Genomic DNA, 26,665 nt, shown 5'->3' with positions numbered 1-26,665 from the left:
CGCGGGGCGAGCCGTCGATGGCGGGATTGTGATGGCCTGGGCGTCGGCGCGACCATTGCTGCGACTCATTCCAACGTTGTACTCTCGTCGATGTCCGCAGGGTTCCAGTGATCGGGAGTGTCTATGTCCCAGCCTCGTGCCGAGTATCCGCGTCCGCAGTTCGTCCGGGCGGAGTGGGTGAATCTGAACGGCGAGTGGCAGTTCGAGATCGATCGGTCGGACTCCGGGCTGGAGCGCGGGGTTCGCGAGCGGGAGCTCACGCAGCGGATCACCGTGCCGTTCGCGCCGGAGACGAAGTTGTCGGGGATCGAGGACGTCGACTTCATGGAGGCGGTCTGGTACCGGACCTCGGTGACGATCCCGGCCGACTGGACCGGGAAGGACGCCGTCCTGCACTTCCAGGCGGTCGACCACGACGCGACCGTGTGGGTGAACGACGTCGAGGTGGTCCGGCATCGCGGCGGGTTCACACCGTTCAGCGCCAACCTGAGCAAGGTCGCCAAGCCTGGCGAGGTGGCCACCATCGTGGTCCGCGCCCGCGACCCGCGGTACGGATCGCAGGCCCGCGGCAAGCAGTCGCAGCTCTACTTCAACCGCGACTGCCACTACACCCGGACCACCGGCATCTGGCAGACCGTCTGGCTCGAGGCCGTCCCGACCGTGCACCTGAATCGACCGCGGATCACCCCGGATGTGGCCGGCTCCGCGTTCCACCTCGCCGTACCGGTCTCGGCGAACAAGCCGGGCTACACCGTCCGCGCGACCCTCAAAGACGCCGACGGCGAGGTCACCACGGCGCAGGTCCGCGCCGACCTCGACTTCGCGCCGCGGCTCACCCTCCAGCTCCCGGCCGACAAGGTCCGGCTGTGGGACACGGCCGATCCGCACCTGTACGACGTCACCCTCGAACTGATCGATGCCGACGGCAACGTTGTGGACACTGCGGACAGCTATGCAGGGCTACGGTCCGTGTCGATCAACGGTCAGGCGATCCTGATCAACGGCAAGCACGTGTTCCAGCGGCTCGTGCTGGACCAGGGGTACTGGCCGGAGAGCCTGATGACGGCGCCGGCCGACGAGGCGCTGGTACGCGACATCGAGTTGAGCATCGCGGCCGGGTTCAACGGCGCGCGGTTGCACCAGAAGGTGTTCGAGGAGCGGTTCCTGTATCACGCGGACCGGCTCGGATACCTGGTCTGGGGCGAGTTCGCGGACTGGGGTTCGGGCGCCGACACCGGTGATGACAATCAGCAGCCGACGGCGTCGTACGTCGCGCAGTGGTTGGAGGCGGTCGAGCGCGACTACAGCCACCCGTCGATCATCGGCTGGTGCCCGCTGAACGAGACGCACCAGTACCTGCACGACCGGATCACTCAGTTGGACGACGTCACTCGGGCGATGTTCTTGGCCACGAAAGCGGCGGACACGACGCGGCCGGTGCTGGACGCGTCCGGATATTCGCACCGCGTTCCGGAGACGGATGTGTGGGACTCGCACAACTACGAGCAGGATCCGGCGGAGTTCGCGCGGCAGATGGCCGGCCTTGCGGACGGAGCGCCGTACGGGAACCTCGGTGGGCCGCAGGGACGGCCCATTTCTCAGCCGTACGCCGGTCAGCCGTATTTCTGCAGCGAGTTCGGCGGGATCTGGTGGAACCCGGAGGCCGCGGCGGCGAGTGGGAACGACAACAAGGAGTCCTGGGGCTACGGCCAGCGGGTCGCGGACGAGGAGGCGTTCTACGACCGGTTCGCCGGGCTGGTTGACGCGTTGCTCGACAACTCGTTCATGTTCGGTTACTGCTACACGCAGCTGACCGATGTGTTCCAGGAAGAGAACGGGATCTACCGGTTCGATCGCAGCAGCAAGCTCGACGTGCCGCGGATCCAGTCGGTGCAGACGCGGCAGGCGGCATACGAGAAGGACTAGCTGATCGCCTGGATGCCGAGGCTGCCGAGTGCGACCAGGACCCAGAGGATCGCTCCGAGGAGGAGCGGCCGGGGTCCTGCGTCGCGCAGTTCGGCGGGTCGTAGCGAGAGGCCGATCGCGACCAGGGCCGAGGTGATCAGGCAGGTCCCGATCAGGCTGAGGGTCGAGAGCCAGGCGGTCGGTACGAGGCCGGCGGACCGCAGGCTTGCGGCGGCGAGGAAGCCGATCAGGAACAGGGGTACGAGTCGCCGCCAGGGCAGCTTCACGGCTTGCCGGTCGGACGATGCGCGGGCGTCTCGGCGGGATTTGAGGATGACGAGCGTGAGGACGATCGGCACGAGCATGAGCGAACGGGTCAGCTTCACGACGATGGCCTGATCGCCTGCACTGTGGCTGTAGGCGTATCCGGCCGCGACCACGGACGACGTGTCGTTGATCGCCGTACCGGCCCATAATCCGAAGGCTTCCGGGCTCAGGCCGAGCAGGTGGCCGAGCGGGGGGAACGTGAGGACGGCGACGACGTTGAAGGTGAAGATCGTCGCGAGGGCGTAGGCGACGGATGAGCGTTTCGCGCCGATGGCTGCGGTTGCGGCCGCGATCGCGGAGGCGCCGCAGATCGCTGTGCCGACGCCGATCAGGGTTTGCGTGTCACCGCGTACGCCGAGCAGCCGGCCGAAAACCCAGGCACCACCGAGCGCGAGCGCCAGTGTGCCGAGCATCACTGGGAGCGAGGACGCGCCAACGCGCGCAACCTGCTGAAGTGACAGGCCGGTCCCCAGCACGACGATCGACAGCTGCAACAGATTCTTCGATGCGAACTCATACCCCGGCCGGTACCGCTCGGCCCGCACCACCGGCACCAGCAGCCCGGCCAAAACCCCCAACACGATCCCAAATACCGGCCCACCAATCACCGGCACCACCCGCCCCAGCGGAATCGCAACCCCGGTCAGCACCAGAACCACGGCGAGCCCCGGCAACCGCCGTACGACGGATCCGAGGCGACGGCTACTCCCGAGATGCAGCCGGGGGTGGTGGAAGGCGGGCATGTGATGCGTGGGTGGCCTAACCTCGACCTGCACCATGGCCCGGACTCCTTTCGAGTAAATGTACGCACATTTACGCTAGGAGATGACCGGACATTTGGCAAGTGGGAAGGGACCGGATGACCGTGCGTAGGCTCGACCGCTCCGGTGGGCAGTCGCTGTGGAAGCAGCTGCAGGAGGATCTCGTCCGGCGGCTGCGGTCCGGTGAGTTCGACCAGGCCTTCCCCGGCGAGCTCGCGCTGGTCGAGGAGTACGAGGTGAGCCGGCACACAGTCCGGCAGGCGCTCGGACAGTTGCGCAGCGACGGCCTGATCGTGGCCGAGCGCGGCCGCCAGCCCCGCGTCGCGACCGCTCCGGAGATCCGGCAGCCGATGGGCGCGCTCTACAGCCTGTTCTCGTCGGTCGAGGCATCCGGCCTGGCCCAGCACAGCGTCGTACGGGCGCTCGACGTCAGAGCCGACGGAGTCATCGCAGCCCGGCTCGACCTCGAGGCCTCCATCCCGCTGCTCTACCTCGAGCGCCTCCGGTACGCCGGTGACGAGCCGCTGGCCCTGGACCGGGTCTGGATGCCGGCCGACCTCGCCGAACCACTCCTCGCCGCCGACTTCACCCACACCAGCCTCTACAACGAGCTCGCCGTCCGCACCGGCCTCAGCCTCGACCACGGCCGCGAAGACATCCGCGCGATCAACCCCACCCCGGCCGAGCGAGCCCTCCTCCACTGCCCGGCCGACGCCGCCGCCTTCTCGATCATCCGACTGGGTACGGCGCAGAACCGGCCGGTCGAGTGGCGGCACACAGTCGTCCGCGGCGATCGCTTCGCCCTCTCCGCAGAGTTCTCCGCCAACACCGGCTACCGCCTGACCCCGGCCCCACGGACCACAGCACTGGCTCAGGGCTGGTAGCCCGCCCGAGAAGACACGCATGAGATGCTGGCCGGGCTGCACCCGACCGGCCGGCCACTGCAACAGTGAACCAAGGGATGCGTGGATGAAGGCCTGGCGGTTGGTGTGTCAGGGTGCGGCGGCATTGGCCGGCGGGATGGGGATCGGCAGGTTCGCCTACACCCCGATCCTCCCGATGATGCACGCACAAGCCGGCCTGACCGCACGTCTCGGCGCAGCCGTCGCGACCGCCAACTACACCGGCTACCTGGCCGGCGCCGTGGCCGCGATCGTCGTCCCGAGACTGACCCGCTCCCGGTGGTCCTTGCGACTGTCCCTGCTCGTCCTCGCCGCAACCCTGGCGTTGATGCCGTTGAGCCACAGCGCCATCCTGTGGCTGAGCTTGCGGCTGATTGCCGGTGCCGCCAGCGCACTGATCTTTGTGACCGCCATCAACGCCGTACTCCCCCGGCTGCACGCACACCACGTCGGCTGGATCTTCGGCGGCGTCGGTGCCGGCATCGCACTGTCGGGCATCGCCCTGGTCGGTGACAACTGGCGGCGGGCGTGGTGGATTGCGGCCATCCTCACGATCATCTGCACAATCCCCGCCTGGTACCTACCTAGTGCTCCACCACCTCAAGCAACGATCGAAGGACGCAGTAGCGCGGGGTTCAAGCCCCTCCTGATCAGCTACACACTCGAGGGCATCGGTTACATCATCGCGGGCACGTTCCTCGTTGCCGCGATCAACGAAACCGCCTCCGCCCGCGTCGGCAGCAGTGCGTGGATCATCGTCGGCCTGGCCGCCGTGCCTTCCTGTGTCCTCTGGGCCCGGCTGAGCCGTCGGTGGTCGCGGCCAGGACTGCTACTCCTCGCGCTGTCCTTTCAAGCCGTCGGGATCGCGCTGCCTGCCTTCCTCGGAGGAGTCGGCCCGGCCCTGATCTCGGCGGCCCTCTTCGGCGCGACCTTCCTCGGCATCGCGAACCTCGCGCTCGCGATCGGCGCCGAACTGCAGGTCCCGCGCGCGACCGCGATCCTCACCACCGGCTACAGCATCGGCCAGATCCTCGGCCCGCTCGCGGTCGGACCCGTGCTGCACAACGGATATCACCAGGCGCTCCTGATCGGCGCCGGCGTCGTCGCCCTTGCCGCTGCGGGCGCTGTCCTGGTCCGCCCCCGACCACTGCAGATCTTGTGAGCTCCTGGCCCGGCAACTGGCGGATCTTGCCCCGCCGGCGTGCGGCTGAAGTACACCGCCGTCCGCACCGACGACGGCTGGCGCTTCGACGAGGCGGACATCACCCGCGCCTGGCAGGAGGACGTCTAGGCGTCTCGGTGCGGAAGGATTCGCCGAGCTCGGCGCCGAGACCGAAGTAGTGCCGGAAGTTGTAGATCAACGGCGACCAGGCGGACGGATCGACGTACGACGTTCCCGGTACGACGATCCGCTCGTCGGCATGGATCCGCAGCACCCGCGCCTGGATCACGAGGAAGTTGCCGCCGGCATCGACCTCGGCCTGTGCCGCGGTCGCCTCGAACTGCAGCGGACACTCCGCGACCCGCGGCGGCCCGACTCGCTCGGACGCAACCGGAGTCAGCCCGGCAGCCTTGAACTTCTCCCGCTCGAAGCGGAATCGGGCCCGCTTGGACTCCGGGACCGGATGACGACCGGTCAGGCCGGCGATCCGCTCGACCGCCTCCCACTGCGCGGGTGACGGGTAGTTGATCACCAACTCCGGCCGATTCTGCAGGTTGTGCGCGGTCTGACCGGGCAGCCCGACACCGAGGACGACGACGTCGCCGAGCGCCCAGGCCGACGACATCGGGGCGAGGTTGATCGTGCCGTCGTCGTTGGTGGTGGACAGGAGCGCGACCGGCGTACCGACGTACAGGATGGAAGGTTCGATCGTTACGTGGGTCATGTCGTCGACGCTAGGCGGCGATCGCTTCGGTCGGCGCCTAACTGTCGCAGGGGCATCATGGATCCATGACGACGCGGGCCGAGGGACAGGAGTTGGCCGCTTGGGCTCGGATGCTGGCTGACGGGACCCGGGCGACGGTGTGTTTGGCGTTGCTCGACGGTCGCGCCTGGACGGCGACCGAGCTGGCCCGGTTGGCGAAGGTGTCGCGGCCGACCATCAGCGAGCATCTCAACCTACTCGTCAACGGTGGACTGCTGGCCGAAGTACGGCAGGGCCGGCATCGATATGTGGAACTCGCCGGTCCGGAAACGGCGGAGTTGATCGAAGGACTCGCCGCGCTGGCGCCTCGCCGTACCGAAGTCGCCCACAGCTTGGCCGCCGTCAGCAAGCGAGACGCTTTTGCGCGGGCGCGGACCTGTTACGACCATCTGGCCGGCAGGCTCGGCGTGGCCCTCGCGGATGCGATGACCGAGCGCGGCCTGCTCGACTGGTCGGACGGCGTCGCACTGACACCGGAAGGCGAAGCCTGGTTGGAGAATCTCGGCGTCACGGTCGAGCCGCGGCGTGGCAGGCCCGCCGTCCGGTCCTGTCTGGACGTGACCGAACGGCGTCCGCACCTCGCCGGTGCGGTGGGTGCCGCTGTGTGTGGACATGCCTTGCGACAGGGTTGGGTGAGCCACATCCCCGGCGGGCGCGCACTCAAAGTAACCGGCTCGGTACGCGAACTCGGTTTACCCGTTGGAATCGTGCGAGAACTGCTCCCCAGAGCCTGAGAAGTGCATGAGGAACACGCTGCAAGGAGGCGTTCGGCGCCGAAACGACCTAATCTTCGGCCATGACTGAGTTCGAGCCCAGCACGGACCTGGTGTCCCGTCTCCCTCTGCCCAGCCATGTGGTCGTCCGGGTGGACGGCCAGTGGCGTCGCGGTTGGCTGATCGGCCGCGACCACGAGGAGTCGGGATGGACCGGTCTGGTGCAGTACGAGGGCGACGACGGCGCGGAGCGGACGGAACGCCTCCCGGCGGACCAGATCGCGCTGCCCGAAGCCGACCACACCGAACGAGCGTCGTAACGCCCGCGCCGCCCCGCGGAACGCTGTGAATTGAGGAGGGATACAAGCGAAGGCCCCCGGTTGATGAAGCCGGGGGCCTTTCGTCGTAACGCAGCCGGGGCGCCTCAAGCGACGAACGAGAATCCCGTCCCAGGCCCTTCGGGCGGTTGACCTGGGACAGGATCCTCAGTGGCGTTACACACGGTGTATCGCTGGTCACCGCCTGAGTGTTACAGGATTTCCGGATATTTCTTCCGATCCGGTCTCAACCGCTCAGAATCGAACCGCCAGGAGGACCCGGCCGGTCTCCGAACTGCGGATGTCCAAGGCCTTGATCTCGCTGCGTTGCAGCTTCGTGGTCGCCGCCGGTTTGACCGTGGTCCCCGGTGACGAGGTCCAGGTCGCGACCAGCTGGGACTTACCCGACGTGTCCGTGACATACAGCTCGTAACCACGGGCTCGCTCACTGGGCGTCGCCAGTTCGTCGTACCGGCAGCTGATCTCGATCGTCGTCCCCCAGCGCTCGGGGACGAGGCGCGCGTCCGCGGACAGCTTGCTCGACACGGTCTGCGCGAGGACCACGTAGTCACCCTGTGGTTCGTCGCGACTCAGCGGGATCGCGATCACCGCGCCGATGACGGCCGCGGCCGTGGCGACGCCGGCGATCAGGATGCCGAGCCGTACGCGCCGCTTGCGCCGGTCCCGCTGCACGCTGCGAACCAGACCGGGCAGCAGGTTCGGCGGGGATGCGGTGATGGTCGCGAGCGCCCGGTCGTCCGGCAGCGCGGACAGCGTCCCGGGCACGCCGGCCAGCGCCGCGACCTCGGCCGAACACTCGTCACAAGTCCGCAGGTGCTCCTCGTACGTCCGTCGGTCCTTCGCCGACAACGCCCCGAGCAGATACGCCGCGTCCCAATCCCGATACGGGTCACTCACTGGCTCGTCACCCCCCTCTCCTGCAGCGCGAGCTTCAACGCCCGCAGCCCGTAGTGCAGCCGCGACTTCACGGTGCCCGACGGGATGTCCAACTCCTCGGCGATATCAGTGACCGTACGGCGTCCGTAGTACGCGCGAACGATGACCTGGCGGTGCTCCTCGGACAGCTGAGCCAGCGACTCCGCGACCAACCACGCGTCGAGTACGGCGTTCGCGTGGTCGGCACTCGGATTCTCCGGCAGCTCACCGCTGGCCACCTCGCGGTTGACCCGGGAACTGCGCCGATCGTCGATGACCAGATTGCGCGCCACCGTGAACAGCCAGGCCCGGGCCCCCGCTTCGTCCTCGGACAGGATCTGCGGCCGGCGCCACGCCCGCAGGAGCGTCTCTTGGACGACGTCCTCCGCGAGCCGATCGTCGCCGGTCAGACGGACGACGAACCGCCAGAGCGCCGGTGCGTGCACGTCGTGCAGCTCACGCAGCAGCGCGGCACGATCATCGGCCATCGGCGCTCCTGCTCCTGCTCCGTCGTGCATCGTCGATCCCGTCCTGAGATCACTCTGCCGCTGCGGTTGCTGTCAGCTGCGTTGTCTTCGGTCTGGCCACCCGCTGCACGGCCCAGGCGCCATTGCCCAGGAACGCGATCAGCAGGAAGGCGAAGCAGAAGAGCGCCGCCTTCTCGCCCCCATTCTGCACAGGAAGCAAAGCATCCACCTGGTGCACGGTGAAATAGGCGAACGCCATGGACCCCGAGCACACCAGGGCGGCGTACCTGGTCCCGAGCCCGATCGTCACCAGCGCACCGCCGACCAATTGGATCAGCGCCGCCCACCACGACGGCCAGAGGAAGGCATCGATCTGCTGGGTGCCCAGTACGCCGAACAACGCGGCCGCACCGTGGGTGGCGAACAGGAATCCGACGACGATCCGGAAGACGGAGATCACTTCACGGTCAAAACGCTCCAACACGGGGCCTCACACTCCAAACAGGTGGACGCTCATCGCGTCCTGGGGGCGGGGTTTGGTCTTGTGCCTTGAAACGGCCGCGAGCGGCGTTGGGTTCAACGGAAGGTGACGGGTAAATCACACTCCGAATGCGTTGCGCTTTGCGGTGGAGATATGTCAGCGCGTGTCGTGCAGGTGCTGGAGAGCCCGGAGGAACGCCTCACGGTCCGTGCGCGAGAGCTTCGCGAGCAGTTGGTCCTCATGTGCGTGGATCGCTTTGCGGACGGAACGGCGTACGCGTCGGCCCTTGGCGGTGATGGAGAGCAGGCGGGCGCGGCGATCGTCGGGATCCGGGGTGCGCTCGATCAGGCCGGCATCCTGGAGCTCGTCGAGGGTGCCGATGATGCGGGACTTGTCCGCGCCGATCGCGTCCGCGAGGGCTGCCTGCGTCCGGACCGGGGTTTCGTCGAGGGCCGTCAGGACCGAGTAGCCCCACATCGACACGTCGTGCTCGGCCAGGATCGGCTGCTCGAGCGCGATGAGCGTCCGCACCAGCGGATACAGCATCGCCGCCAGGTCGGGGCGCTCCGTCATGACCTGGAAGATAGCACTGGCGCAATCATATGCTGGCGCTTACTATCTACACATGTCTACCATTGACTACGTTGCCCTCGACGCCATCGCCGTACAGACGAGTGTCGACCTGGCCGCCCGCGTCACCTCCGCCGATCTCGCCAAGCCGACCCCCTGCCGCGCGTGGACGCTGTACGGCCTGCTCGCTCATATGGCCACGCAGCACTACGGTTTCGCCGCCGCGTCCCGCGGTGAGAGCGACCCGGAGCTCTGGAAGCTCCGCGACCTCGGCGACGACCCCGTGAAGGCCTACATCGCTTCTGCCGAACACGTTGTGGCCGCCTTCACCGAGGAGGGCGTGACCGAGCGGCAATTCCCGCTCCCCGAGTTCGGCGCCGGCTTGTCGTTTCCCGGTCGGCAGGCGATCAGCTTCCACTTCATCGACTACGTCGTCCACAGCTGGGACGTCGCCAAATCCCTCGGCCTCGAGGTGACCTTCACCCCCGACGTCCTGGAGGCCGCCGAAACCGTCTCCCAGCTGGTCCCCACCGGCGCTCCACGCCTCACCCCAGGCGCAGCCTTCGCCCCCGAACTCACATCATCCAGCGACAACCCCCTCGACGAAATCGTCGCCCACCTCGGCCGCTCCCCCCGCTGGCCCCACTAATTCGCTGCCCGCGTGTGCGCCTGGCGTGATGAGATCGGACCACCTCTACCGAAAGGTCCGCATGCCAAGCACGCTGATCGAGGTCCGTCGGCAGTACTCCGCGACCGAAGAAGTGGCTCTGATCGACGCAATCCACGATGCGCTGGTGACTGCCTTCCGGATTCCACCGCAGGACAAGCACGTTCGCCTGATGGTCCACGCACCACACCGCTTCGCCACCGCTCCCCATCTCACCCAGCCCGAGTTCTACACGCTGGTCACCATCGACTGCTTCGCCGGCCGATCCATCGCCGCCAAGCGCAACCTGTACGGCGAAGTCGTCGAACGACTCGCACCCTTCGGCATCCCCCGCGATCACGTAACGATCGTCGTACGCGACCTCCCCGCCGAGAGCTGGGGAATCCGCGGCGGCCAAGCAGCCTGCGACGTCGACCTGGGCTTCACCGTCACAGTCTGAGGTTGGTTTCGGGGGTTTGCGGAGAAGTACTTTCGATCGCCCGGTGACCGGCGGCGCAAATACTTTTGCTGATAAATTGTCGGATCTTGTTGTCCCGTGATGTGCTGTGCATACTTTCTCTCGGCTGTTCTTCGGGTATTTCACTGCTAATTTCCGCTGATAATTAGGCAGCCCCGCCGAGAGGATGAACAATGCCGAACGATGATCACGCACGCCCCGGTGCGGTGTCGCGCCGTCTTGTCCTCGGCGGTGCCGCAGCCGGCATCGTCGCCACCGGGTGGCCGGCGGGCGCGCAGGCGGCCGCGACACCCGCTCGGGTCGGCACGTGGGCAACTGCCCCGTACCGGCTGCCGGACCTGACCTTCGCCCACCAGACCGCGCGTTTCGTCGTACACACCAGCGTCGGCGGGCAGCGACCCCAGGTCCGGCTGTCGAACGTGGCTGGTACGACGCCGCTCACCATCGACCGGGTTTTCCTCGGCCGGCATGCCGGAAGTGGCGCGATCGTTGCCGGCACCAACCATCCGGTGAGTTTCTCCGGCAACCCCGGCGTGACCATCGCCGCCGGCGCCACCGCGCTCAGCGATCCCATCGACTTCGCGTTGCTCGCCGAGGACGATCTGGCGATCAGCGTGTACGTGGCCGCTACCGTCGCGGAAGTCACGGGCCATTCCATTGCGGCGCAACGCTCGTACGTGAGCACTGATGGAGATCATGCGGCCGAGGAATCGGCATCGGCGTACACAACGAATATCTCGAAGACTTATTGGATCGATGAGCTGAGTGTCGAACTGCCGGGCTCCGGCGGCGCGGTCGCTTGCGTCGGCGACTCGATCACCGACGGCGTTGGCTCCACCTACATGCTGAACCAACGCTGGCCGGACTACCTCGCGCGCCGCCTCCTCGCCCGACCTGCCCCAATCGGCGTTCTCAACGAGGGCATCTCGGGCAACCGCATCCTGTACGACGGAGGCTCGCCCAGCACTCAGGCTCGGTTGGATCGCGACGTCCTGTCCCATCCCGGCGTTCACGCCGTGATCCTGCTCGAAGGCATCAACGACATCAACAGCGGCCGCGCGGCCGTCGCGGGCGACCTGATCAGCGCGTATCGGCAGGTCCGGAATCGCCTGCAGGTACACGGCATCCGGCTGATCGTCGCGACGATCACCCCGTGGGGCGGCGCGGCTGGATTCACGGCGCCGAAGGAACAGCTCCGGCTCGACGTCAACGCCGCGATCCGCACGGGTGGGTATTTCGACGGCGTTGTCGACTTCGATCTCGCCGTACAGGATCCCTCGAATCCGACGCTGCTCCTGGGTGCTTACGACTCCGGCGGCGGGGTGCATCCCAACTCTCGTGGCTACGAGGCGATGGCCAACGCCGTCGACCTCGCCCTTCTCGATCCCACCCTCTAGGAGGCTCAACTATGGATCGCAGGACATTCCTTTCCCTCACCGCGGGCGCCGCCGCGGGACTTGCACTCGCCGGTACGACGTCGCCCGCCTCGGCTCGCTGTGCGACCGGGATCACCTGGCCGACCGGCCAAGCACTGCCGCGTTTCCCTGCCCCGGCCAGCCTGGTGATGGCCGACATCGAACCGCTCGCCGCCGATCAGCAGTTGCTGCTGGCAACCTTGCAGGGCGTCGTGAACCGGACCACGCCGCGGATTTACCTGCAGCAGAAGGGGATGGAGGGCAAGGCAACCTGGTTGCCAGATCTCGGCGTACCGACTGGAAGTCTGGTCGAGCCGCTGAGCCTGGTCAGTCGGTTCCGCAGCGAGATCACGGGCGCCGTGCTGTACGACCCCGCGTTGTCGGCGACGATCAACCTCGCGACCACGCTGGCCGGGTTGGAGAACGCCGTGGCCACCTCGGCGGCCGTCGCCACCCAGCTTTCGCTGCCGATCGTTGCGGACCTCCGCGGACAGTTTGCGAACGAGCTTGCGGCGTACCAGTGGGCAATCGACACGCTATGGCCGCGGACGACGCATCGGATGCTGATCAGCCACACGCCGGACATCTGCGGGTATCTGCGTGACTATGCGGTCGCCAACAGCGCACTGGTGGTGTGGCTGGATCATTCCGACGCCGCACAGCGGGCGTTGCTGCAGGGACTCGCGGACGACCTGCCGCTGAACGCGCCGTTCATCGGCTGGCTGCGTGGTGGCGAGAGCCAGAACGTACAGAGCCTGTCGAAGTGTGGGGTCCATGTGCTGCCCGCTGACTTCATGCAGAACTTGACCGTGTGGAGCGGCGTACCGGCAACGATTCGGTCGACCCAACCGCACCCGGCACCGCCGGCGCTCGAGGACAAGATCTACGTCACGCTGGTCTACAGCGACGGCGACAACCTGCAGTACGCGCAACACCGCACCCGCCTGCTGTGGGAAGACCCGGCGCGCGGTTCCATCCCACTCAACTGGCCGCTGTCCCCTGAGCTGATTGATGCCGCGCCGGCGATCCTGTCGCACTACCAACGCACGGCCACCGCCAACGACTATCTACTCGCCGGCCCGTCCGGCCTCGGCTACATCTTCCCGAGCGCCTGGCCCCTGGACACCTTCGACACCTACGTCACCCAGACCGCGACCTACGCCCACCGCGCCGGCATGGACAGCACCGTCATCATCAACCGCCAATCAGGTGACGACACGACGCTCCCGACGTACGTCGCCCTCCCCGAAGACAAGGCCGCCATCTACGCCAGCCGCTTCGCCCCCACCGGCATGTTCCAAAACTGGGAGGACTACAACTCCGACGACCTCATCCTCGCCGGCATCCCCATCGGCCGCTCCCGCCTGGCCCTAACCCCCCAAGACCTCACCAACGGCCTCAACGCGGCGCGAGCCAAGTACGACTCCCGCGGCGGCCCGGTCTTCACCACAATCTTCCTCCTGTCCGGCGACACCATGACCCCCACCACCGTCGCCCAAACCCTCGCCAACCTCGACCCCCTCTTCCACCTACTCCGAGGCGACCAATACTTCACCCTCCTCCGCCGGGCCCACGACCTCCCGTAGCGCGTGGCCGTACGACGATCACGCCAAGGCCGGCACCTACGACGTACCAGATCAAATCCGGCCAGCTAAAAGTCGACCCCAACACCAAGTGAGCCAACCCACTACGCGCCGACAACTCAGCCGGAATGCCAGTGAGCTGGAAGAACTCAACCGCCCAACTGATGCCGATCGCCGTCAAGACCGCCCACACCCTAGGCAGCCAGAAAGACACCAGCGCATAAATCAACGTCGCATAGAGCGCGACCCCGGCGTACTTAGCAAAATCACCACCCGCAAACGCCCGCACCCCAAGGCCAAGAACCACCACAACAGGAACCGCAAACCAAGGCCTCATCACCCGACAGATGATCCCCCACCCAGAACGGTCACACAGGCAGGGCGTCCGCGCTGACCCGGAACAACGGCGATGAGCTCCTCGATCGCGGCCGGCACGAGCGATGAGCCTGCTCGATGTCAATAGCTGCAATCTCGTGGCGGAACGGTTCGTTTGGCCCCGGAGCGGCCCGGGGCCCGGGTACGGTCAGTGACCTACTGCCTACCCGACTGGAGTTCCTGAGTTGAAGATCGTCAGAACACTCGCCATCACAGCCGTCCTCGGCTCCTTCGCCGCCCTCGGCACGATCCCGGCCCAGGCCGCGACCGGCTACAACCGCTGCCCGGCCAACCGTTTCTGCGTCTTCACCGGCCTCAACGGATCCGGCGTGATCGCGATCTACACCAAGAGCGACGCGAACCTCGGCGACGCCAGCGGACCACGAGGAATGAACAACAACATCGAGAGCGGCTGGAACCGCCGCAGCAGCGAGTGGGCCGTCATGAACAACCCGAACAGCTGGGAAGGCGGCGGCACCATGTTCAAGGTCGGTGAGAAGGGCAACCTCCCAACCAACAACCGAAACAAGGGATCCTCAGTCTGGGACATCCGCGCCTCCTGAAACCGTTCCTCGCGAGCGTTTTCAGCACATGGCCGGTGTCGACCGAGGCCGCCTCTTCGGATGACCTGTCCAGGAAAGCCCAGGTCAAGCGACCTGGGCTTCCGCCTGTACTACGAAGTCGTGGCGCTCAGCGCATCACTCGCCGACGAGCTGGGTGTTCGCGTCTACCGCAGGTGGACCGCGCCGTTCTGCGACAGCACGACGCTACCGACGGTGTTGACGACAGTCTGCGGCAGTGGTGTCGAACGTCCATTGTTCGACATCGGCGGGAAGGACGCCGCGGACGCGCGCTCGCGGCAGCAGCGACTTGGACAGCTTCGCGCCCGTCGGGGCCAGGACCTGGGGGTAAAGACCCGAATCGGCTCTCCCGGACGGCTCAAGCGCCAGGCACCAACAACGCGAACGGCTCGTGGCTGCCTCAAGTTCGGCGACAGCGGGAACGAAGCTCAGCGATGACTTCTTTCTCACGCGCGGTGAGGCTGCCGTCCACTGTGGCCACTCGGTCGGCGACCTCGAGGAGTTCGGTCAGGTCTCCGGACTCGGCGTCCAGACGTTTCCACACATCGGTGGGGTCGATGTTGACGACGTTGGCGAGCTCCTCATCGACTACTTGATGCTGATCGCGGACGGCCCTGACGAGGTGCTTCATCAGCAGTGTCTCGTCGTCGCTGATCCTGTTGTCCGCCGTGATGACCAGCCACGCGACCCACAGCATCAACTGAGGGTATTGGCACGAGCTGCTCAGGCGCTCGGCCAACTCGATCACCCGCGCCTCGTTACGGAAGACGGCTCTCGCATGCCGGCCCGCGACCAACGTCGTGTAGCGGTTCAGCACGACGGCGAGGGGGATACCGACCAGAGGGATGCCGACCTTGATGGCATTGCGTTGCAACAGGTACTTCCCGACGACGGGGAGAGCCCTCGCCGTGGCCAGGACGTTCCTGGAGTAGAACTGCTTGACCAGCGGGCGTACCACGAACGGGACTGACTTGGTGACGCCCTCCCGCGCCAATTCCGCGGTCTTGATCGTGAAAGCCACGCGAATGAGCTTCCACAGATCGTCCGGATCGTCCAGGTCGAGCGGGACCCGGTAAAGCACGGAGATGTCATAGGCCAGGCGCAACTGGAGCTGGGTGATGTAGGCGAGGTCGACCATGAACGTCGCCACCGCCGCGGGCACAGCCAGCGGTGAGGCGCCCCCGAGGGTGCCGATAGTCGTGACAACCGCCGCCGAGTACGCCCCGGCGGAGAGCCCGCCTTCGAGCGCGGCGTATCGCGATGCCATCGTGATCCGCTGTTCGACGATGCCGTCCGCCGGCACGCCCTGGTACTTCTCCTGGAAGTACTGCCAGTCGACCTTGTTGGTGTAGGCCTTCAGAGCGTGCGCGACGAGCTTCGAGAACCAGCCGCCTGATTTCAGGTCGTGAGGGTCCAGCCCTTTGACGAACTCCCGAACCTCGTCGCGGTCCCGCTCCACCGCCGCACGAGCGGCATCGTCATCGGAGTCGTCGGTATCAATCGGAGCGTCGGTCATGGCGGGTTCCCTCTAGGTTCGGCGGACGTCAGCTCGCTCGGAGTTCGGCCGAGCCCCCCACTGGCGTCTTCAAAAGGTGAGGCAGCAATCAGAACACAGGTCGACGGATACCGTGCTCGTTCCAGTACCGCCGCATGCGCAACGGTCGTGCTCACTCTGACTGGACAAGGCACCACTACCTGCGGATCGCCACTCGGATCGCGATGTGTAGATCGGAAGCGTGGCCGGGAGCGGTCGGCAGCGGTCCCAACATCTTGGCCATCTCAGCGACGGTCGTCCAATCCCGCGAACGATCCTCGATGTTGCCCCTACAGCCTCCCGGGATAGATCGGCTCAAGGGAACACCCTCTCGACACAGGGATGTCTCACGAGACCATTTCGATGTAACGCTCCGTAACTTCCTGTCGATGTACGGGGCATCTGTGCAGTACGTCGTGTAATCAGGAAGGGCCGCAGTGACATCCAGGGTGTACGCCGGAGCGCGATGGTGGAGTCTCGATATCCACGCGCACTCACCCGCGTCGTTCGACTACGGGGGCCTCGAAGGCACAGCGAACGACCAGCCGAAGCCGACGTTCAAGGAGTGGATCCAGGCATACATCGACGCCGGCGTGGACGGCATCGTGGTCGCGGATCACAACTCGCACGCCGGGATCGATCTCGCTCGAGATGCCCTGGCACAGCTGCGCGAGGAGGATTCCAGCCTGCCCCCTTTCGTGATCTTTCCGGGCGTCGAGCTCACCGTCGCCGGCGGTATTCATGTCCTCGGGATCTTCGATCCGCGCGCTGACGCGGAAGTCGTCAATCAGGTGCTGACCCTCTGCCAGTTCACCGGTACACGGGGCCACAGTGACGAGACCGCCAACCAAACCGTTTTGGACACGGCGAAGGTCATCACCGCTCAGGGCGGACTCTGTATCCCGGCGCACGCCGATCGGAAGGCGGGCGTGTTCGGGATTGATCCTCGGGATCTCGAAGCGCTCGGCTCCGCGGATGACGTAATGGCCGTCGAAGTCATCGACGACACGAGCCTCGACCAGGCGAAGCGGTTGGGCTGGATTCCTGTGTTGGGATCCGACGCGCATCACCTGACGACCGACGGCTGTCAGGAGGAACACGAAGCAAAGGCACCCGGCACCCACCTGACGCTCTTCAAAGCCGAGACCCTAAATCTTGAGGGACTTCGGCTGGCTCTGACAGATCCCAAAGAGTCTGTACGCCGTGTCCTCCGGGGCTACACGGACCCGAACAACGCCGGGCACGGCTACATCAACCGAATCAGCGTCGTCCACGGGGACGCCACCGAGGAATACCGTTTCGGTCCGTGGATGAACTGCCTGATCGGTGGCCGCGGAGTCGGCAAGTCGACGCTGATCGAGTTGCTGCGGCTCGCACTCGGCCGGAGCCATGAGCTGGCAGGCCCCGTCGCTGAGGAACTAAGACGGTTCCGCCCGTCGGCTGAGCGCGGCGAACGGTGGTGGGACGAAGCCACCCGGATCGTCATCGAGTACACGAAGGACGACCGGCTGCTCAGGGTCACGTGGTCGGGTGATGCACCGGAGAAACCGAGCTTGGAGGTCCGTGAAGACAGCGAATGGCAGGTACAGGCCGGCCGGGTCTTCGATCGGGTTCCGATTCGTGTGTTCAGTCAGAAGCAGATCTATGAGCTCGCGACCTCCCCGCAGAGCTTCCTGACGATCCTCGACGACATGCCGGATATCCAGAAGCGTACGTGGGAGGAGGAATACGAGCTCCTTCAGCTCAACTTCAGAGACGAGCGCAACAAGCTCCGCAAGCTCCGTGCGGAGGCCGAGAAGACGGACCGGATCCGCGGGCAACTCGAGGAAGTACAAGGTCGCCTGAAGCAGCTGGCCGAACTGCGGGAAACCACCGAGTACCAAGAACTCTCAACAACCGAGGCTCGTATCCAAGACGCCACAACCGCTGAACAGCAGGCACAGAGCATCGAGCTGAGCGTCGGCACCCAGGCATCGACCCTCCGCGGGCTCGTGACCGACGCTCTCCAGGTGGCCGACTACGCCGATCGCGCTGCATCCTTCACCGCGGCGGCGGATCTCCTCGTGCAGGCGGCAACCACTCTGGAGACGGCGCGCACAGCGTGGAAGGCTGATCCACCGCCCGGGGCCTGGCAGCAACGCGTCGCAGATCTCAACTCGTGGCTAGCTCAGCAAGGCAGCCCTTCGAGTCTGACCCCGGAGCAGATCCAAGCCGATCGGCAACGGGAGGTCGCACTCCAAATCGAGCTGCGCGAGGTCGAGAGCTCGACCGGAGCCTGTCAACAGCAGGAGAAGGTGATCGCCTCGCTCCTGGACGAGCTCGCGACCAAGCGCGAAGACCTCTTCAAACGACGCCAGGCTTACGCTCAAGGGCTCAACGGGACCACCCAACTCACCCGCGTTGCGGTCCATCAGCAAGCCGACCTCGCCGATGTCGGACAGGAACTCCGCCGTCTCCTCAACTGCCCCGACTCCTTCGACTCCGCTTTCAGCCGCGAGGGCATCGCGAAGTCCCTGCTCGACCAGGAGCCGAAGAAGCCGCAGTTCCCGAAGGCGGTGCAGGAGTTCAAGGAAGCGCTGATCGAGCTGGCGGAGCAGCGCACCGATTCCGCTCTCGCGAAATCTCTCAAGGTGGACAACCGGTTCTACAACCGCCTCGCCGGCGCCGACACGTTCGACCTGGTCACCGACATCATGCTCTGGATTCCCGACGACCTTGTCGCGGTGCAGTACCGCGCAACCGAGAAGAGCAACCTGGTACCCGTCGACCAAGGATCTCCAGGGCAGAAGACCGCCGCTCTTCTCACCGTCATCCTTCAGATGGGCACGGATCCACTCCTGCTCGACCAGCCCGAGGATGACTTGGAAAATAAGCTGATCAAGCATCTCGCGGTCGAAACCCTCAAGCGCATCAAGGCCCACCGGCAGGTGATCGTCTCGACCCACAACGCCAACATCGTCGTCACCTCCGCGGCCGAGAACATCCTCGCGCTGGAGCACGGGAACCCCCTTCCCCAGATTGAGGCTGAAGGCACCCTGCAGGTCGAGAAGGTCAAGGCCAACGTCTGCGAGATCCTCGAAGGCGGCGAGGACGCGATCAAAACCCGCTACCGACGTCTGATCGGCCCGACCGCCAAATGATGCCCAGGAGCAACACAGCGTAACGAACGCGCAAGGCTCGACGATGTAGCGGGCGGGGAAGTGCGCCGCCCCGATGCGGCTGCACTGACACGGGTGGGAACTACGCGGCTCTCAGGAGCTGAGGGGGAACAAGGTGGGGTTACTCGACCGTTTGCGGAAGTCCAAACAGGCATCGGCCGAGACGCCGCAGGTTGTCAGCAATCAGGTATGGCCGGAGGCGCCTCAACAGCCGCCAATGCCAGCAGACAGAGGACCACGATCCTCCGGGCCAGCACTCCAGCCGAGTCCGCTGGCTGTGCATCAGCTGACTCGGCATGCACAGTGGTTCGGGCCAGGAGCGGGCACGACCGTGGCGGGTATGTCGATTCAGGGCGGGATGCTGTACGTCGGCCGAGGCCTGACAGCATCACCCGGACAGAGCGAGCCGGCTCTCATCGACCCGAGTCTGAAGGTGAATCATCGGCGTCCCGATTTCGCGGGCGCGACGATGGACTACTGGCCGTCGTACGACGACATCTCGCCGGAGGCGCGTGCTGCGTACCTGGCCTGGCTTGCGGGCGGGCGGTTAGCTCCGGATGCCTGCATCGGCTATGTCTTCTTGTTCTTCTACGGACTCGAGCGGCGTGTGCTCGTGGACCTTGCGGCGAATCCGGCGCTCTCGTGGGAACTGCCTCTGCTTCGCGCGGAGGTGCAACGCCTGCTCGCGATCTACGGTGACAACCGTTCGTTCAGTAGCTATGCCGCGGAGTTCCTTGGCGTACTGGACCTGCTGCTGGCCGAACACACGCCCCAGGAGGCGGTTCTGCCGCCACTGACGCGTGAGTACAGGTGGCAGCCGCCGCCCTCGCTGGTAGCTCAACTCGGCAAGTTCGCCACCGATGGGAGGCCGTTGCCGGCCGACTGGGCGGTCGCGTGGGCCTGGTATCACCCGAACGTCACGCTCAGAGCACCGGCACAACGGTGTCTAGATGAGTTCGTGACGCTCTTCAAGAGCCGGTACGCCACCGCGCACGGCAGCGGCCTTGTGCTCCGGTCGGGCCGCGCAACGATGAACATCGAGTACTTCGCGGCGAGCGCCGGTCTGCGCTCGGTGTCAGTTCGGACCGGATTGCCGAATGTCTTCGAGCAGGCAGCCCCGGGACGCGTGCTGGCAGCAATCGCGGATGGCGTCATGAACGACCTCGACGGGTACAGCCGGTACCTGGGACGCAATCCCGATGGCCGCGGCACTCTGGAGGCTGCGGCGCTGCTCCCTCGAGAGCTGCTCGGCAACCCGACCGGGCAGCTCGCTGAACTGCGCGACTGGGCGACTCATCTGGCCGCCACACAGCAGGCGATCACAGGTGCCGACCTCATGCGCCGATGGCCGACCAAGTCACCCGAGCGGATGGCCAAAGCCGAAGCGGTGGCGCTGGCTCAACTGCTGGGAAACTTCGAACTCGCCGTCGAGCCCGATGCACGGCTCGGCGGACCAGCGATCGCCCCCGGGACTCCAGTCGTACTGTTCCGAAGCGGCAACAATCTCCCGCAGGCAGCCACGGCTGCCTATGCCGCAGCAACCACTCTGCTGCATCTCGCCACCGCGGTGTCGGCGGCGGACGGAGACGTCAGTTCCGAGGAACAGACCCATCTGGTCACCCACCTGAACTCCGCTCTCCAACTCACGCCTGGAGAGAGGGATCGGCTTGGCGCGCATCTGCGCTGGCTTGCGGTTAGCCAGGTCAAGCTCACCGGCCTCAAACGTCGCATCGAGGCGCTGTCCAGGCCACAACGCGAGGCTGTGGCCGACCTGCTCATCAGTGTCGCCGCGGCCGACGGCGTGATCTCCCCCGACGAGATCACCAGCCTGACCAAGATCTTCCGCTTGCTCGAGTTGGATCCTGGCCAAGTTCACACCCGGCTTCACGTCCTGCTTTCGGGCTCCGCTGCAGGTCCCGCCCCTTCAACCGGTCCGGTCACTGTCCGACCGGCCGGCGTACCCGATCCGGGCTACGCCATCCCCGAGCCGCGGGACGCGTCGCCGAACAGTGTCGTGCTGGATCTCGCGTCCATCGAGGCCAAGTTCGCAGAGACCGCTGAGGTCTCGGCGTTACTGACCGACATCTTCAGCGATGAGGAGACCACCGACACTCGGATCTCGGCGGAACCGAAGCACGCCAAGCGCGCCTCGCCTCCGCTCAACCCGAACCAGGAGGGGATCGCCGGGCTCGATGGCAACCACTCGGCTCTGCTTCGGAAGCTCGCCGAACGAGATCGGTGGACCCGGGCCGAGTTCGAGGAAGTGGCCGCCGAGTACGCGGTCATGCCTGACGGCGCACTCGACACGATCAACGAAGCATCGCTCGATGCAACCGACGAACCGTTCCTCGAAGACGACGGCGACGACACGTTCAGCATCAATCACGAAGCCCGGCAGGAGCTCTTCGCATGACCATTCAGCCCGCACCGACCAGCGAGCGAATCCGCCCGCGCGATCGCGACGCCATCTTGAACTCGCTGCGCGCCGGCGTCGTCCCACGCGCCGGGCAGCAGCACATCCAGGTCGGCCGGGCCGGCGAACTCAGTGCCCTCATCACCGACATCGACCGGATCGCAGACACCGGGTCGGCCGCGCGATTCGTCATCGGCGAATACGGCTCCGGCAAGACGTTCTTCCTGAATCTCGTACGTTCCGTGGCACTCCAGAAGAAGCTCGTCACAGTGCACGCCGACCTGTCGCCGGATCGTCGCCTGCACGCCACCGGCGGCCAAGCTCGGAGCCTCTACAGCGAACTGATGCGCAACATGTCCACCCGCGCAAAGCCGGATGGCGGCGCCATGGGTAGTGTCGTGGAGCGTTACGTGACCGTCGCATTGAACGAGGAACAGGCGACCGGACGGTCACCGGAATCCATCCTTCGCGCCGGGCTCAGCCAACTGACGGAGCTCACCGGCGGGTACGACTTCGCCGAGGTCATCGCAAAGTACTGGCAGGGCCACGACACCGGCAACGAGCAACTGAAGTCCGACGCGGTTCGGTGGCTGCGCGGCGAGTACAGCACTCGGACCGACGCCCGCACAGCGCTCGGTGTTCGTACGATCGTCGACGACGCCAACTTCTACGACCAACTGAAGCTGCTCGCACGCTTCGTGAGACTCGCCGGCTTCGACGGCCTGCTCGTCTGCCTCGACGAGATGGTGAATCTCTACAAGCTCGCGAACAGTCAGGCCCGGAACTCCAACTACGAGCAGATCCTGCGGATCCTCAACGACGCACTCCAGGGGTCCGCGGCGGGCATCGGCTTCGTGTTCGGCGGTACGCCGGACTTCCTCACCGACAGCCGACGTGGCCTCTACTCGTACACGGCGCTGCAGTCGCGGTTGAGTGAGAACACCTTTGCGACCAACGGGCGTGTGGACCTGAGCGGGCCAGTCGTACGGCTGGCGTCGCTGACTCCTGAGGATCTCTATGTCCTCCTCAGCAAGCTGGTGCACGTCCAGGCGGCCGGGGACCCCGCCGCGTATCTCGTGCCGCCGGAAGCCCTGCAGGCGTTCATGAGCCATTGCTCGTCGAGGATCGGGGAGGCCTACTTCCGCACCCCGCGCAACACGATCCGCAGCTTCCTGGACCTGCTCGCAATCCTCGACCAGAACCCGGACTACCGGTGGGACCAAATCATCGACGCGGTCACTGTCACCCCAGAATCCAATCCTGACCTCGAACCCCTGGCCGAGGAGTCGACCGTGCCGGCCACTGCCGGAGCGGTCGATCAAGATGACGACCTGAGCAGCTTCAAACTGTGACCGCGCCTGCCACTGCTTTCGATCGTTTGCACACAGACGTCCAGCGATGGGTCTGGCAGCAGGGTTGGGACAGGCTCCGTACGGTCCAAGCCCACGCCGTGGATCCAATCCTGGCCGACCTGGATGTCATCATCGCAGCCGCCACAGCCAGCGGGAAGACAGAAGCAGCATGGTTGCCGATCTGCTCGAAGCTTGCGACCGCAGAGGGCATTGGCGTGAAGGCGTTGTACCTCGGACCGTTGAAGGCCCTGATCAACGATCAGTATCTTCGCCTCGAGAGTCTGGGCGCAGCCACGGGCATCTCCGTGCACCGCTGGCACGGTGACGTCTCGAGCGGTCACAAACGCCAGGTGATCAAGGATCCTGACGGCATCCTGCTCATCACTCCCGAGTCGCTCGAGGCCCTTTTCGTCCGCGAAGGTCATCGGATCGCGGTCGTCTTCAGCGGCCTGCAGTACGTCGTGATCGACGAACTCCACGACTTCATCGGGACCGAACGCGGGGCCCAACTGCAATCGCTGATGCATCGACTCGAACTCGCCCTTCGCCGTCGAGTACCTCGAGTCGGACTGTCCGCAACTCTCGCCGATCTCGGAGTCGCCGCCGAGTTCTTGCGTCCAGGCAGTGGCGCCAAGGTCCACTTGATCAACAACCCAGGCGGCGACACCGCGGAAATCCGTCTGCAACTGCGCGGCTACCTCAGAGCCGATCCCAAGACTGCTTCCACCGACGACGAGCCCGTGCATGCAAACGATGCACACGCGATCGCGGAGCACCTCTACAGCACCCTCCGCGGAAAGGACAACCTGGTCTTCGCGAACAGCAGGTCCGCCGTGGAGGCGTACGTCGACATCCTCCGCGACCTGTCCGAGAGCCGCGCCGTACCGAACGAGTTCTTCCCCCATCACGGCAACTTGTCCAAGGAATACCGCGAAGACGTCGAACGCCGCCTTCGCGCCAGCGAAACACCGACGACGGCCGTCTGTACGTCAACACTGGAGATGGGCATCGACATCGGCAGTACCGACGCCGTATCGCAGATCGGCGCGCCGCAAAGCGTCGCCGCACTTCGGCAACGGCTCGGCCGGTCGGGCCGACGCGATCAACCCGCGGTACTGCGGATGTACGTCGCAGAACGCGAGCTGACCGAACGAACCCCACCCGCCGACCAGTTGCGTTCACAACTACTGCAATGCATCGCGATGATCGACCTGATGCTGAACGATCGCTGGTTCGAGCCACCGACCACCGGGACGCAACATCTGTCCACGCTGACACAGCAGATCCTGTCCGTCATCGCCCAGCACGGCGGTGCCACGGCTCAGCAGCTGTATTCGGCGCTCTGCAGCAGCGGACCGTTCTCGCATGTCGACAAGGCAACGTTCGTCGCGTTGCTCACCGGCCTTGGCACGGCCGACCTTCTGACACAGTCGACCGACGGACTCCTGCTGCATGGCGAACGTGGCGACCAGATCGTCAATCACTACAGTTTCTACACCGCCTTTCAAACCGCGGACGAGTACCGTGCGGTGGTCCGCGGACGCACGCTTGGCTCCATCCCCGTCGACTTTCCGGTGCTGGTGGGAAGCATGCTGATCTTCGCCGGTAATCGCTGGCGAGTGATCGACGTCGACACTCGCGCCCGAGTGATCGAGCTGACCCGCTCCGGCGGTGGACGACCGCCTCTGTTCTCCGGCGGGGGTGGCGAGGTCGCAGACCTGGTTCGTCAACGCATGCGCACCTGGTACGAGGCATCCGACGTGCCGAGATACCTCGACAAGACCGCACAGGCCTTGCTCGACGAAGGCCGAGAATCTTACGGACGACTCGAGCTCCACGAGCGATCCATTGTGGCCTGGGGCAACGATACGTTGATCTTCTGCTGGCGTGGCGATCGCATCCTCAACACTCTCGCTGTCGTGCTCGCCGAGGCCGGTCTTCGAGTGAGCACCGACGGAGTCGCCGTACACATCAATGACAGCACCGCCGACCAGGTTCACTCTGTGATCCGCGAGCTGGCTGCCAGCAACAGTCCAGATCCAGTGGTCTTGGCAAGAACAGTGGAGAACAAACAGCGAGACAAGTACGACGAGTACCTCTCGGAGGAACTGCTCGCTCGGTCTTACGCCGCACACAGCCTCGACGTCGACGGAGCGTGGGATACGCTGCGCAGGCTCGAAACCCAGGATGTTGTCACCATTGACGAGCACGTAATACCGAGCTACCCGGCTCCGCAGTACCCGCGGTTCGGACAGACGCCGTTCGCAGTGATCGACATCGAAACCACCGGCTTCTCCGGCCTCGACGACCGGCTGATCGAGCTGGCCATCGTCCACACCGACCCGCAGGGCAACATCACCGACCGATGGACCACCCTCGTCAACCCGGACAGAGATCCCGGCCCGACCTGGCTGCACGGCATCCACCCAGAGGACCTGACCCAAGCCCCGCACTTTGCCGAGCTGACCGATTGGCTCACCGGCCTCCTCGACGGCCGAGTCATAGTGGCCCACAACGCCCCGTACGACACAGCCTTCCTCACCACCGAATACGAACGAGCGAACGTCGAACCTCCAGACTGGCCGATGCTGTGCACCATGGACCTGGCCCGCAAGCTCGGCTCGCCCGATTCCGCCTCACTACAGTCCTGCTGCGCGGCTGCCGGCGTACCCCTGACAGGTGTTCACACCGCTCTCGGTGACGCCGACGCAACCGCCCATCTGTTCCAGCGCTATCTGGAGCATGCTCGTTCAACCGGCATCCAAGCCTTTGCGGAACTGGGCTGCGCGGGCCCACTTCCAACGCCCGCGCCAACCCTCACGCTGCCAACGCCAAGCCTCCAACCACGAAAGCAAGATCCTCACCGATGACCTATGGCGGTACCCCAACTAGGCCGATCACCTTCTACGACGACCTTCCCTCCTGCTGCGCGTCGAAGCGCTTACGCCTGCCGCGGCCCGATGATGTTGTCATCGAGGTTCAAGGAAAATTCCGGCGCACTGACGCCTGGATGGCCGGGTTCGACGACTGGCGCGTTCGCGTGGGGGTCAGCTGGATGAGAATGAGTCAGCGCTCGGCGAAGTGGTAGCACAACATGACGCTGGTATCAGCGGGCAATTCGAGCCGATGCTCGCCGCGCACGGAGTCGAGTTCGACGAGGACGGCTACGCATGGGTCGGCGAGGCCAACCTGCTCGTTGCCCGATTGGGCGCCCCGGACGGCCAACTGCGTCGCTCTATCAGAGACATCGGAGGCCTGCTGGACGCTGCGGACGAGGTCGCCGGTGATCTAGAGCGCCTCGTCGCACCGTTGGTTGCATTCCGGGATGACGATGACGAGTGGAGCCCCACAGTCTCGGAAATTTGGCCCGAAGCCTTCGTGACCGACACTGTCGTTCTGCTGCGATCGGTGCGCATCACGCCCGTCCTACGTGGACACAGTCTCGGCGCCTGGACCTCTGCACAAGGCATCCAACTCTTCGACCAGTCGTCGACCATCGTCGCCACCGAAGCAGCGCCCCCTGGAATGGCGCGACGCCATTCCAGGATGCGATCCAAGTCAGAACGAGCTGACGCCACAGCAGTCCGCTCTCTGGCAGGCTGAGCAAAACCGGCTCACCAAGCATTGGCACGATCACCTCGGCCTTGTTCCGCTGTCCGACGAGCCGAACATCCTCACCTGGCACACGACCTATCGAAACAAGGCCTTCGAACAGACCTTGCAGCTGTGGGGCTAGTGGCGCGTGTCATTAATTAGGTGACGGTTGGTGTTGGGTGAGAATGAGGTATGCCGAACCGTCCTGCTGTTGCGCTGGTGCTTCGTGAGG

The 26,665-nt window shown here is 65.5% G+C and carries 23 protein-coding genes; 15 read left to right on the top strand and 8 right to left on the bottom strand.

The window, feature by feature from the left end; translation table 11 throughout:
• The first annotated feature begins 123 nt into the window (after nt 1–123).
• The gene (locus ACWF4Z_RS19230; RefSeq protein WP_452244431.1) at nt 124–1,926 is read left to right on the top strand and encodes a glycoside hydrolase family 2 protein; all 1,803 of its coding nucleotides are present in this window, start codon (nt 124–126) and stop codon (nt 1,924–1,926) included.
• Here ACWF4Z_RS19230 and ACWF4Z_RS19225 read toward each other — a convergent pair.
• On the bottom strand, nt 1,923–3,011 hold the full coding sequence (locus tag ACWF4Z_RS19225) for a YeiH family protein (protein WP_452244430.1): 1,089 nt from the start codon (nt 3,009–3,011) through the stop codon (nt 1,923–1,925). The genes ACWF4Z_RS19230 and ACWF4Z_RS19225 overlap by 4 nt on opposite strands.
• Before the next feature lie 80 nt (nt 3,012–3,091).
• Here ACWF4Z_RS19225 and ACWF4Z_RS19220 point away from each other — a divergent pair, with 80 nt between their 5' ends.
• Together ACWF4Z_RS19220 and ACWF4Z_RS19215 are read left to right on the top strand one after the other, a co-directional pair.
• Entirely contained in the window at nt 3,092–3,877 is a 786-nt protein-coding gene (locus tag ACWF4Z_RS19220) for a GntR family transcriptional regulator (protein ID WP_452244429.1), read from the top strand.
• 85 nt (nt 3,878–3,962) lie between these two features.
• Nucleotides 3,963–5,057, top strand: a complete 1,095-nt coding sequence (locus tag ACWF4Z_RS19215) for a YbfB/YjiJ family MFS transporter (RefSeq protein WP_452244428.1) — start codon at nt 3,963–3,965, stop codon at nt 5,055–5,057.
• Nucleotides 5,058–5,157: 100 nt separating this feature from the next.
• Here ACWF4Z_RS19215 and ACWF4Z_RS19210 read toward each other — a convergent pair whose 3' ends face one another.
• Nucleotides 5,158–5,781: a flavin reductase family protein gene (locus tag ACWF4Z_RS19210; protein WP_452244427.1), complete on the bottom strand. Its 624-nt coding sequence runs from the start codon at nt 5,779–5,781 to the stop codon at nt 5,158–5,160.
• Nucleotides 5,782–5,846: 65 nt separating this feature from the next.
• Here ACWF4Z_RS19210 and ACWF4Z_RS19205 point away from each other — a divergent pair, with 65 nt between their 5' ends.
• Together ACWF4Z_RS19205 and ACWF4Z_RS19200 are read left to right on the top strand one after the other, a co-directional pair.
• Nucleotides 5,847–6,554 (top strand): ArsR/SmtB family transcription factor, encoded by a 708-nt coding sequence (locus tag ACWF4Z_RS19205; RefSeq protein ID WP_452244426.1) that lies wholly within the window; start codon nt 5,847–5,849, stop codon nt 6,552–6,554.
• Between the two features lie 62 nt (nt 6,555–6,616).
• The gene (locus ACWF4Z_RS19200) at nt 6,617–6,853 is read left to right on the top strand and encodes a hypothetical protein (protein WP_452244425.1); all 237 of its coding nucleotides are present in this window, start codon (nt 6,617–6,619) and stop codon (nt 6,851–6,853) included.
• 252 nt (nt 6,854–7,105) lie between these two features.
• On the opposite strand, the gene ACWF4Z_RS19195 is transcribed toward ACWF4Z_RS19200, so the two are convergent.
• From ACWF4Z_RS19195 to ACWF4Z_RS19180, 4 genes are all read right to left on the bottom strand, one after another.
• Nucleotides 7,106–7,768 carry an anti-sigma factor family protein gene (locus tag ACWF4Z_RS19195; RefSeq protein ID WP_452244424.1) on the bottom strand — a complete coding sequence of 221 codons (663 nt, stop codon included), beginning with the start codon at nt 7,766–7,768 and terminating at the stop codon, nt 7,106–7,108.
• Entirely contained in the window at nt 7,765–8,274 is a 510-nt protein-coding gene (locus ACWF4Z_RS19190) for a sigma-70 family RNA polymerase sigma factor (RefSeq protein WP_452244423.1), read from the bottom strand. The genes ACWF4Z_RS19195 and ACWF4Z_RS19190 overlap by 4 nt, the downstream gene beginning before the upstream one ends.
• A gap of 49 nt (nt 8,275–8,323) precedes the next feature.
• The gene (locus tag ACWF4Z_RS19185) at nt 8,324–8,737 is read right to left on the bottom strand and encodes a DoxX family protein (protein ID WP_452244422.1); all 414 of its coding nucleotides are present in this window, start codon (nt 8,735–8,737) and stop codon (nt 8,324–8,326) included.
• A gap of 153 nt (nt 8,738–8,890) precedes the next feature.
• Nucleotides 8,891–9,307: a MarR family winged helix-turn-helix transcriptional regulator gene (locus tag ACWF4Z_RS19180; protein WP_452244421.1), complete on the bottom strand. Its 417-nt coding sequence runs from the start codon at nt 9,305–9,307 to the stop codon at nt 8,891–8,893.
• A 52-nt stretch (nt 9,308–9,359) separates the two neighbouring features.
• Between ACWF4Z_RS19180 and ACWF4Z_RS19175 the strand changes: the two genes are divergently transcribed.
• The 4 genes from ACWF4Z_RS19175 to ACWF4Z_RS19160 all read left to right on the top strand — a co-directional run bounded on the left by ACWF4Z_RS19175 (nt 9,360) and on the right by ACWF4Z_RS19160 (nt 13,429).
• Nucleotides 9,360–9,953 carry a TIGR03086 family metal-binding protein gene (locus tag ACWF4Z_RS19175; protein WP_452244420.1) on the top strand — a complete coding sequence of 198 codons (594 nt, stop codon included), beginning with the start codon at nt 9,360–9,362 and terminating at the stop codon, nt 9,951–9,953.
• 61 nt (nt 9,954–10,014) lie between these two features.
• On the top strand, nt 10,015–10,410 hold the full coding sequence (locus ACWF4Z_RS19170) for a tautomerase family protein (RefSeq protein ID WP_452244419.1): 396 nt from the start codon (nt 10,015–10,017) through the stop codon (nt 10,408–10,410).
• A gap of 191 nt (nt 10,411–10,601) precedes the next feature.
• Nucleotides 10,602–11,825: an SGNH/GDSL hydrolase family protein gene (locus ACWF4Z_RS19165; protein ID WP_452244418.1), complete on the top strand. Its 1,224-nt coding sequence runs from the start codon at nt 10,602–10,604 to the stop codon at nt 11,823–11,825.
• A gap of 11 nt (nt 11,826–11,836) precedes the next feature.
• Nucleotides 11,837–13,429 (top strand): GxGYxYP domain-containing protein, encoded by a 1,593-nt coding sequence (locus ACWF4Z_RS19160; protein WP_452244417.1) that lies wholly within the window; start codon nt 11,837–11,839, stop codon nt 13,427–13,429.
• On the opposite strand, the gene ACWF4Z_RS19155 is transcribed toward ACWF4Z_RS19160, so the two are convergent.
• Nucleotides 13,395–13,763 (bottom strand): ribosomal maturation YjgA family protein, encoded by a 369-nt coding sequence (locus tag ACWF4Z_RS19155; RefSeq protein WP_452244655.1) that lies wholly within the window; start codon nt 13,761–13,763, stop codon nt 13,395–13,397. The genes ACWF4Z_RS19160 and ACWF4Z_RS19155 overlap by 35 nt on opposite strands.
• 223 nt (nt 13,764–13,986) lie before the next feature.
• On the opposite strand from ACWF4Z_RS19155, the gene ACWF4Z_RS19150 reads away from it, so the two are divergent.
• Nucleotides 13,987–14,364, top strand: a complete 378-nt coding sequence (locus tag ACWF4Z_RS19150; protein WP_452244416.1) for a peptidase inhibitor family I36 protein — start codon at nt 13,987–13,989, stop codon at nt 14,362–14,364.
• Nucleotides 14,365–14,782: 418 nt separating this feature from the next.
• Here ACWF4Z_RS19150 and ACWF4Z_RS19145 read toward each other — a convergent pair whose 3' ends face one another.
• Nucleotides 14,783–15,898 carry a hypothetical protein gene (locus ACWF4Z_RS19145; RefSeq protein ID WP_452244415.1) on the bottom strand — a complete coding sequence of 372 codons (1,116 nt, stop codon included), beginning with the start codon at nt 15,896–15,898 and terminating at the stop codon, nt 14,783–14,785.
• Between the two features lie 455 nt (nt 15,899–16,353).
• On the opposite strand from ACWF4Z_RS19145, the gene ACWF4Z_RS19140 reads away from it, so the two are divergent.
• The 5 genes from ACWF4Z_RS19140 to ACWF4Z_RS19120 all read left to right on the top strand — a co-directional run bounded on the left by ACWF4Z_RS19140 (nt 16,354) and on the right by ACWF4Z_RS19120 (nt 26,442).
• Nucleotides 16,354–19,056 carry a TrlF family AAA-like ATPase gene (locus ACWF4Z_RS19140; protein ID WP_452244414.1) on the top strand — a complete coding sequence of 901 codons (2,703 nt, stop codon included), beginning with the start codon at nt 16,354–16,356 and terminating at the stop codon, nt 19,054–19,056.
• Between the two features lie 235 nt (nt 19,057–19,291).
• Nucleotides 19,292–21,487 (top strand): tellurite resistance TerB family protein, encoded by a 2,196-nt coding sequence (locus ACWF4Z_RS19135; RefSeq protein ID WP_452244413.1) that lies wholly within the window; start codon nt 19,292–19,294, stop codon nt 21,485–21,487.
• Entirely contained in the window at nt 21,484–22,839 is a 1,356-nt protein-coding gene (locus ACWF4Z_RS19130) for an ATP-binding protein (RefSeq protein WP_452244412.1), read from the top strand. Before ACWF4Z_RS19135 ends, ACWF4Z_RS19130 begins: the two co-directional genes overlap by 4 nt.
• Nucleotides 22,836–25,709: a DEAD/DEAH box helicase gene (locus ACWF4Z_RS19125; protein ID WP_452244411.1), complete on the top strand. Its 2,874-nt coding sequence runs from the start codon at nt 22,836–22,838 to the stop codon at nt 25,707–25,709. The genes ACWF4Z_RS19130 and ACWF4Z_RS19125 overlap by 4 nt, the downstream gene beginning before the upstream one ends.
• A 256-nt stretch (nt 25,710–25,965) precedes the next feature.
• Nucleotides 25,966–26,442 (top strand): hypothetical protein, encoded by a 477-nt coding sequence (locus tag ACWF4Z_RS19120; protein ID WP_452244410.1) that lies wholly within the window; start codon nt 25,966–25,968, stop codon nt 26,440–26,442.
• Nucleotides 26,443–26,665 lie beyond the last annotated feature (223 nt).

The organism is Kribbella sp. NPDC055071 (assembly GCF_053608045.1).
The sequence above is the reverse complement of the archived record's forward strand: the minus strand, read 5'-3'. Positions and strand labels throughout refer to the sequence as shown.